The 8,988-nt window shown below is 66.5% G+C and carries 1 protein-coding gene; it reads left to right on the forward strand.

The genetic code is table 11. The features are described from left to right. A partial coding sequence (locus ACLMAL_RS39145) for an amino acid adenylation domain-containing protein (RefSeq protein WP_412003689.1) occupies positions 1-8,988 on the forward strand: 8,988 nt, incomplete at both ends.

Here is an 8,988-nt window from a genome sequence, read left to right on the forward strand (position 1 = left end):
TGGATCGGGTCGGTGTGGACGACGATTTCTTCGATCTGGGTGGTAACTCGCTCATCGCGACCAGGGTGGTGTCGCGCATCGGGGCTGCGCTCGGGACGACGGTTCCGGTGCGGGCACTGTTCGAGGCGCCGTCGGTGGAAGCACTCGCCGCGCGCGTGGGAACCAGGGTTGACCCGGTTCGCCGCGCGGAGCTCGTCGCTGGTCCACGGCCGGAGCAGATTCCACTGTCGCTGGCCCAGCAACGGATGTGGTTCCTCAACCGGTTCGACAACCAGACCGCGATCAACAACATCCCGCTCGCGGTCCGTTTGACCGGCGCCCTCGACGTCGATGCGCTGCGCCGCGCGGTCACCGACGTGGTGGACCGGCACGAGGTGCTGCGCACCGTGTACCCGGAGACCGCGGACGGCCAGGGCGTCCAGGTCGTGCTGTCGCCCGGAGCGCACCTGTCCGACCTGACCGCGGTCGAGGTGACCGAGGCCGAGATCGCTGGTCGCATTCGTGAGCTGGTGTCGACCGGTTTCGATGTCACGACCGAAGTTCCGGTCCGTGCCAGGCTGTTCCGCATCGCAGGCTCGATGGACGGCTCGCAACCCGACACCCATGTGCTCGTCTTCGTTGTGCACCACATCTCGGGCGATGGCTGGTCGGTGGGTCCGCTGGCCCGCGACGTGATGATCGCCTACACGGCACGCTCGCGCGGCGAGGTGCCCGGCTGGGCGCCGCTGCCGGTGCAGTACGCCGATTTCACGCTGTGGCAGCGGGATACGCTCGGCTCCGAAGACGATGCGGTGTCGTTGATCTCGCAGCAGGTCGAGTTCTGGTCCAAGAGTCTGGCCGGGCTGCCCGATCAGCTGGATCTGCCGTCGGACCGTTCCCGTCCGGCCGTCGCGTCGAACCGCGGTGGCTTGTACGAGTTCACGCTCGACGCGCAGTTGCTGCACGGGCTGAACGCGCTGGCCCGGACACAGGGTGCGAGCTTGTTCATGGTGATGCACGCGGCCTTCGCGGCACTGCTCGCGCGCCTGTCCGGCAGCGACGACATCGCCGTCGGCACCGCGATCGCGGGCCGTGGCGAGGCCGCGCTCGATGACGCGATCGGCATGTTCGTCAATACGCTGGTGCTGCGTACGCTGGTCGACGATGCCGAGTCGTTCGCCGATCTGACGGCGCGCACCAGGGAAACCGATCTGGCCGCCTTCAGCCATGCGGACCTGCCGTTCGAGCGGCTGGTCGAAATCCTTCGACCGGTTCGTTCGCAGGCACGTCACCCGTTGTTCCAGGTCATGCTGTCGTTCCAGAACCAGAACGCCGGGCAGGCGTCCTTCGAGCTGCCGGGTCTCGAGGTCGCGGGTGTCCCGCTCGATGTGGTGACCGCCAAGTGGGATCTGCACCTGAACCTGACCGATCGATTCGACTCGGACGGCTCCGCCGACGGCATGACCGCGGAGTTTGCCTATGCGACGGATATGTTCGACGCGCGCACCATCGAAAACGTGGCGCGGCGACTGGTTCGCCTGCTGAACGCGGTGGTAGCCGATCCGGCCGTCCCGGTCGGTGACATCGACCTCCTGGACGCGCCCGAGCGCACCCAGGTGATCGAGCGTTGGAACGACACGGAATACGACGTCCTCACGACGTTGGGCCAGAGTGCGACAGGCTCGGCAGCAGCGACGTTGGTGTCGATGTTCCAGGTGCAGGCCGCCAGCACCCCGCAGGCGACCGCGCTGACGTTCGAGGGGACGAGTCTGTCCTATGCCGAGTTCTCCGCTCGGGTGAATCGACTTGCCCGACACTTGATCTCGCTGGGCGTCGGACCGGACACGATCGTCGCGCTCGGTATGCGCCGTTCCATCGAACTGGTGGTCGGCATGTACGCGGTGAGCGTCGCGGGCGGCGCCTATCTGCCGCTGGACCCGGATCATCCGGCCGACCGCACCGACTACGTGCTCGAGACCGCCGATCCGGTCTGCGTGCTGACGACCGCCGGTGACGGTGTCGACGCCGGAACCAGGATGTCGATCGAGATCGATACTGTCGATCTGTCGACCTACTCGGATGCCACGGTGACCGACGCCGAACGGCGAGCACCGTTGCGCCCGTCCAACATCGCGTACGTCATATTCACCTCCGGTTCGACCGGTCGCCCGAAGGGCGTGGCCGTGTCGCACGCCGCGATTGTCAACCGGTTGGTGTGGATGCAGGCCGAGTACGGCCTCGATCGCGGCGATGTGGTGCTGCAGAAGACGCCCGCGACCTTCGACGTGTCGGTATGGGAATTCTTCTGGCCGTTGCAGATCGGTGCGCGACTTGTCGTCGCCAAGCCCGATGGCCACCGGGATCCGGTGTACCTGGCTCAAGTGATCGCCGCGGAACAGGTCAGCACCGTGCACTTCGTGCCGTCGATGCTGTCGGTATTCGTGGAGGACGACCGCGCGGTCGATTGCGTGGACCTGCGCAACGTTTTCACCTCCGGTGAGGCGCTGCCCGCGGTGACCGCGCAGCGGTTGCGTGAGCTGACCGGCGTCTGGCTGCACAACCTCTACGGCCCGACCGAGGCCGCCGTCGATGTGACCTTCCACGAGGTCACCGACGCCGATACCGTGTCGGTGCCGATCGGCGCTCCGGTGTTCAACACCCAGGTGTACGTGCTCGATGCGCGTCTGCACCCTGTTCCGGTGGGTGTCGCGGGTGAGCTGTATCTCGCGGGCGAGCAGTTGGCCCGAGGTTATCTGGGGCGTCCCGGCCTGACCGCGGACCGATTTGTGGCCAACCCGTTCGACGCCGACGGCGCCCGCATGTACCGCACCGGTGACCTGGTCACCTGGACCGCGAACGGCGAGCTGGACTACCTGGGCCGCACCGACTTCCAGGTGAAGCTGCGTGGTCTGCGCATCGAGCTCGGCGAGATCGAGGCCGCGCTCACTGCTCAGGAGCCGATCGCACAGGCGGTCGTCGTCGTGCGCTCGGATCACCGGCTCGGCGACCAGCTCGTCGCGTATGTGATCGCCGCCGCTGGTCGGACCGTCGACATCGACGGGGTGCGGACCGAACTGGCCGACGCACTGCCCACATACATGGTGCCTTCGGCGTTCGTGGTGCTCAGCGAGTTCCCGCTCAATGCATCCGGCAAGCTGGACCGCAAGGCGCTGCCCGCTCCGGTGTTCGAGGCGAAGGTGTTCCGCGCCCCGACCACGCCGATCGAGGAGATCGTCGCCCGGACCTTCATGGACGTGCTCGGCGTCACCCGGGTCGGCCTGGACGACAACTTCTTCGAACTCGGCGGCAACTCCTTGCTGGCCACCCAGGTGACAGCGCGCCTCGGCGCGGCGCTGGACACCAAGCTGGCGGTCCGTGATCTGTTCGATGCCTCGACGGTGTTCGAACTGGCCGCTCGGGTCGAACGCAACGCCGGATCCGGCAGGGCCCGGCCACGGCTCGTCGCAGGCGAACGACCGGAACGCGTTCCGCTCTCGTTGGCCCAGCAGCGGTACTGGTTCCTCAACCAGTTCGACACCAGTACCTCCGCGGTGGACAACATTCCGCTCGCGGTGCGCTTGTCGGGTGTACTCGATGTGGCCGCGCTCAACCAGGCGATCGGTGATGTGCTCGCCCGCCACGAGTTGCTGCGCACCACCTACCCGCGCTCGGCCGATGGTCCGCACCAGGTGATTCACCCGGTGGCGGGAATCGTGCCCGCGCTCGTCCCGGTCGAGGTGGCCGAGGCGGATCTGGTGCACAAGGTGATCGAGTTCGCCCTCGCCACCTTCGATGTCACCGTCGAGGTGCCGCTGTCGGTGGTGCTGTTCCGCGTCATCCCGGATGGGCAGGCGACGGAATCCGACACCGTCGAGCATGTGGTCGCCTTCTCCGTGTACCACATCGCCGCCGACGGGGCGTCCATGGGCCCGCTGGCGCGCGATGTGATGGCGGCCTACTTCGCCCGGGCGAACGGCGAGGTCCCGCAGTGGGAGCCGCTGCCCGTGCAGTTCGCCGATTTCGCGCTGTGGCAGCGGGCGGTGCTCGGTTCCGAGGACGATCCGGACTCGCTCATCTCCACCCAGATCCGGTACTGGTCGCGCGAACTCGCTGGTCTGCCCGACGAATTGGTGCTGCCGTCGGACCGGCCGCGCCCGCCCGCGCAGTCGTTCCAGGGCAAGGCGTTCCGGTTCGAGATCTCGCCGGATCGGCACGTGCGCTTGCAGGAGCTGGCGCGGGCAGGCAATGCGTCGTTGTTCATGGTCGTGCACGCGGCGTTGGCGGTATTGCTTGCGCGGTTGTCCGGGACCGACGACATTGCGGTGGGTACCCCGATCGCGGGGCGTGGTGAGCGTGAGCTCGATGATCTGATCGGTATGTTCGTCAATACCTTGGTGTTCCGCACCAACGTCGACGGTGGTGCGCGATTCAGTGATCTGCTCGCGGATGTGCGGGAGCGCGATCTGGAGGCGTTCGCGCACGCCGATGTGCCGTTCGAGCGGTTGGTCGAGGTGCTCAATCCGGTGCGTTCGACCGCCCGCAATCCGCTGTTCCAGGTGGGTCTGGCGTTCCAGAATCTGGCCGAGACGACATTCGAACTTCCCGGGTTGACTGTCAGTGCGGTCGATTTCGAGTTGCAGCTCGCCAAGTTCGATTTGCAGCTGACCATGCACGAGACCCAGGACGATGCGGGTGAGCCGGCTGGTATTTCGGCTGAGTTCACCTATGCGCTCGATCTGTTCGATGAGCGTACGGTTGCGGCGTTTGCCCAGCGTCTGGATCTGATTTTAGCGGCGGTCATCGCTGATCCCACCGTGTCGGTCGGCGATATTCCGCTGCTCGATGAGCGGGAAACCGAACTGTCCCTGCAGGAGTGGAACGACACCGAACGCGACCTCGGCACGGTGGCCACTTTGGTGGATGTGTTTGCGGCGCAGGTGCGTGCGACGCCGGATGCCGTGGCGATCGTGGACCCGGCGGATGGTGTGTCGCTGACTTACGCGGAATTCGCTGGTCGGGTGCACCGGCTGGCGCGCAGGTTGATCGAACTGGGTGTCGGCCCGGAAACGCTTGTCGGGCTCGGCCTGCGGCGTTCGGTGGATCTGGTCGTCGCGGCGTACGCGGTCCATGAGGCGGGCGGCGGGTATGTGCCGCTGGATCTGGACCAGCCCGCCGAGCGGATCAACTATGTGCTCGAGTCGGCGGTGCCGATATGTGTGCTGACCACCTCGCACGATGGGTTCGATGGCGGTGGGCTGCCGACGCTGTCCATCGATGAGCTGGACCTGTCCGGGTATTCGGACGCGCCGATTGCGGAGACCGAGCGAGTCGCGGTGTTGCGGCCGCAGCACCCTGCCTACGTTATCTTCACCTCGGGATCGACAGGACGGCCGAAGGGTGTGGCGGTGCCGCACGCCGCCGTGGTGAATCAGATCCGCTGGATCACCGGCGAATACGGCATCGGTGCCGACGACGTCGTGCTGTTCAAGACCCCGGCGACCTTCGATGTGTCGGTGTGGGAGCTGTTCGGCCCGCTGAGCACAGGTGGCCGGATCGTTGTCGCGAGCCCGGATGGTCATCGCGACCCGGAGTATCTGGTCGATGTGATCGCCGCCGAGCGGGTCACTATGACCTCGTTTGTGCCGTCGATGCTGACCGTGTTTGCGGGCAGTGTCGAGGCTGCCGGTGTCGGTGAAGCGGCGTTGGCGTCGTTGCGGGTGCTGTTTGTCGCCGGTGAGGCTTTCACAGGTGACGCGGTCGCCGCCATTCGCCGGGTCAGCTCGGCGGCACTGTACAACCTGTACGGTCCAACGGAATTCACCGTGCACGCGACGCATGGCCCGGTGGCTGCGGGGGTCGTGGGTGCTGTTCCGATCGGTCTGCCGGTGTGGAACGCGCAGGCTTACGTGCTCGATGCGCGACTGCATCCGGTGCCGCCGGGTGTCGGGGGTGAGCTGTATCTGGCGGGTGCCCAGCTGGCCCGTGGTTACTTCGGCCGGGCCGACCTGACTGCGGATCGTTTCGTGGCCGACCCGTTCGGCGCCCCTGGCGCGCGGATGTACCGTACCGGCGACCTGGTTACCCGGGACAACACCGGCGCCATCGAGTACCTGGGCCGCACCGACTTCCAGGTGAAGCTGCGCGGTCTGCGCATCGAGCTCGGCGAGGTCGAAACCGCGCTCACTACCTTCGATTCTGTGGCCCAATCGGTCGCCATGGTGCGCTCGGACGCGCGCACCGGCGATCACCTGGTCGGCTATGTCGTGCCTGCCGCAGGCGCGGTGATCGAGGTCGAGCAGCTGCGCGCGCACCTGGCGAGGGTGCTGCCGTCGTATATGGTGCCTTCGGCGTTCGTGGTGCTGGATGCGCTGCCGTTGAGCGTCAACGGCAAGCTGGATCGAAAGGCATTGCCGGAGCCGGAGTTCGAGGCGCGGGCGTTCCGTGCTCCCTCGACGCTGATCGAGGAGATCGTCGCGAGTGTGTTCGCGGATGTGCTCGGGATCGAGCGTGTCGGCGTCGATGACGACTTCTTCGCTCTCGGCGGCAACTCCCTGATCGCCACCCAAGTCACCGCACGCCTCGGCGAGGCGTTGAATACGGGTGTCCCGGTGCGGTTGTTGTTCGAAGCGCCGACTGTGGGCGCTCTTGCGGTTCGGGTCGAGCAGCAGGCGGGCACCGTCGGACGTGTGCCGTTGGTGGCGGGTCCGCGGCCGGAGCGTATTCCGTTGTCGTTGGCGCAGCAGCGGATGTGGTTCCTCAACCGTTTCGATGCGGGGTCGGCGGCTTACAACATTCCGATCGCAGTGCGGTTGACCGGTGCGCTGGACGTGCAGGCACTGCGTGCCGCGATCGCGGACCTGGTGGGCAGGCACGAGGTCCTGCGCACCGTGTACCCGGCGGCTGACGGTGACCCGGCGCAGGTGATCCTGCCGCCGACCGCGGCGAACCTGTCGCTCGAGGTGCGGGCCATCGCACCTGCGGATATCGAATCCGCTGTGGTGGAATTGATTTCGATGCCGTTCGACGTCACCGGCGAGGTGCCGGTGCGTGTCGCGCTGTTCGAGATCGAGGGCGCCGGATCAACTCCCGAATATGTGATCGCCATGGTGGTGCACCACATTGCCGGTGACGGCTCGTCGGTCGGGCCGCTGGTGCGTGATCTGATGACCGCCTATGTCTCTAGGTCGACGGGAGAGGCGCCGAACTGGTCGCCGCTGGCGGTGCAGTACGCCGACTTCAGCATCTGGCAGCGCGAACTGCTCGGCCGCGAGGACGATCCGACTTCGTTGATGTCCAGCCAGGTGGCCTACTGGCGGACGGCTCTGGCGGATCTGCCCGAACAGTTGGATCTGCCCACCGATCGGCCGCGACCGGCGACACAGTCGTTCGCGGGCGGCACCGTGCGGGTCGGCATCGACGCCGATGTCCATCGCGGTTTGGTCGAGGTGGCCCAGTCCGAGGGCGCGACCTTGTTCATGGTCGTGCACACAGCACTCGCGGTGCTGCTCGCGCGGTTGTCGGGCACCGACGACATTGCGATCGGTACGCCGATAGCAGGTCGTGGCGAGGCCGCGCTGAACGATCTGATCGGCACGTTCATCAACACGCTGGTGTTCCGCAGCCAGGTGGATCCCGGTGAGGCGTTCACCGAGCTGCTCGAGCGTCAGCGCGATCGGGACATCCAGGCGTTCGCCAACGCGGATGTGCCCTTCGAGCGGTTGGTCGAGGTGCTCAACCCGGCGCGGTCGACGGCGCGGCATCCGCTCTTCCAGGTGGGTCTTTCTTTCCAGAACCTTGGCTTGACCAAGTTGGAGTTGCCCGGACTGACGGTTTCGGGGGTGGAGTACGACAGCGGAATCTCGCAGTTCGACCTGCATCTGATCCTCACCGACACCTACGACGAGTCGGGGACGCCTGCGGGCATGGCCGGCGTGTTCACCTACGCCACAGATCTGTTCGACCGCGACACCGTCGAGGGGTTCGCGGATCGTTTCCTGCGTCTGCTCGGCGCCGTCATCGCCGCACCGCAGACCGCGGTGGGTGATCTGGAACTGCTCGCGCACACGGAGCGGGAACGCACCCTCGTCGACAGGAACGACACTGCGCACGAGCTGGCGCCAGAGTTGTTGCTCGACGGTTATCGGCGGACCGCCGCGGCGCATCCGGATGCGGTCGCGGTGTCCTATGAGGGCACGGAGCTGACCTACCGGGAATTCGATCAGCGGGTGAACAAGCTTGCGCGCCTGCTGATTTCGCAGGGCGTCGGCGCGGAATCGTTGGTCGGTCTTGCGGTACGGCGTTCGCTCGATCTGGTTGTCGGAATGTATGCGATCGTGACCGCCGGCGGTGCGTATGTGCCGTTGGATCCGGATCACCCTGCCGAGCGCATCGAGCACATCCTGGATACGGCGCAGCCCGCCTGCGTGTTGACCACAACGGTGGACCAGGTTCCGGTGCCGCAGGGCGAGGTGGTCTTCCTCGATACCGCCGACCTCGACGGGTACTCGGGCGAGCCGGTGGGCGCGGAGGAACTGCTGCGGCCGGTGTCGCAGGCGAATCCCGCGTACGTGATCTTCACGTCGGGTTCGACCGGTCGGCCGAAGGGTGTCGCGGTTTCGCACGCGGCGATCGTCAATCAGATCGAGTGGATGCTGGCGGAGTACCCGCTGGGTCCGGATGATGTGTATCTGCAGAAGACCGCGACGACGTTCGATGTGTCGCTGTGGGGCTACTTCATGCCGCTGCGCGCCGGGGCGAAGCTGGTCGTCGCCACCCACGACGGCCACCGGGACCCGGCTTACGTCGCGGACATGATCGCGACCCATCGGGTGACCGTCACCGACTTCGTGCCCTCGATGCTGTCGGTCTTCGCGGCACAGTCGGCGCCGGGTTCGTACCCGACCTTGCGGGATGTGTTCGTGATCGGTGAGGCGCTGCCGCCGGAAACGGTGACGGCGTGGCAGACGGTGTCGGATGCGGCGTTGCACAACCTGTACGGTCCGACCGAGG

It is taken from the genome of Nocardia sp. CWNU-33 (assembly GCF_046764895.1).
In the GTDB taxonomy this organism is placed as follows: Bacteria; Actinomycetota; Actinomycetes; order Mycobacteriales; family Mycobacteriaceae; genus Nocardia.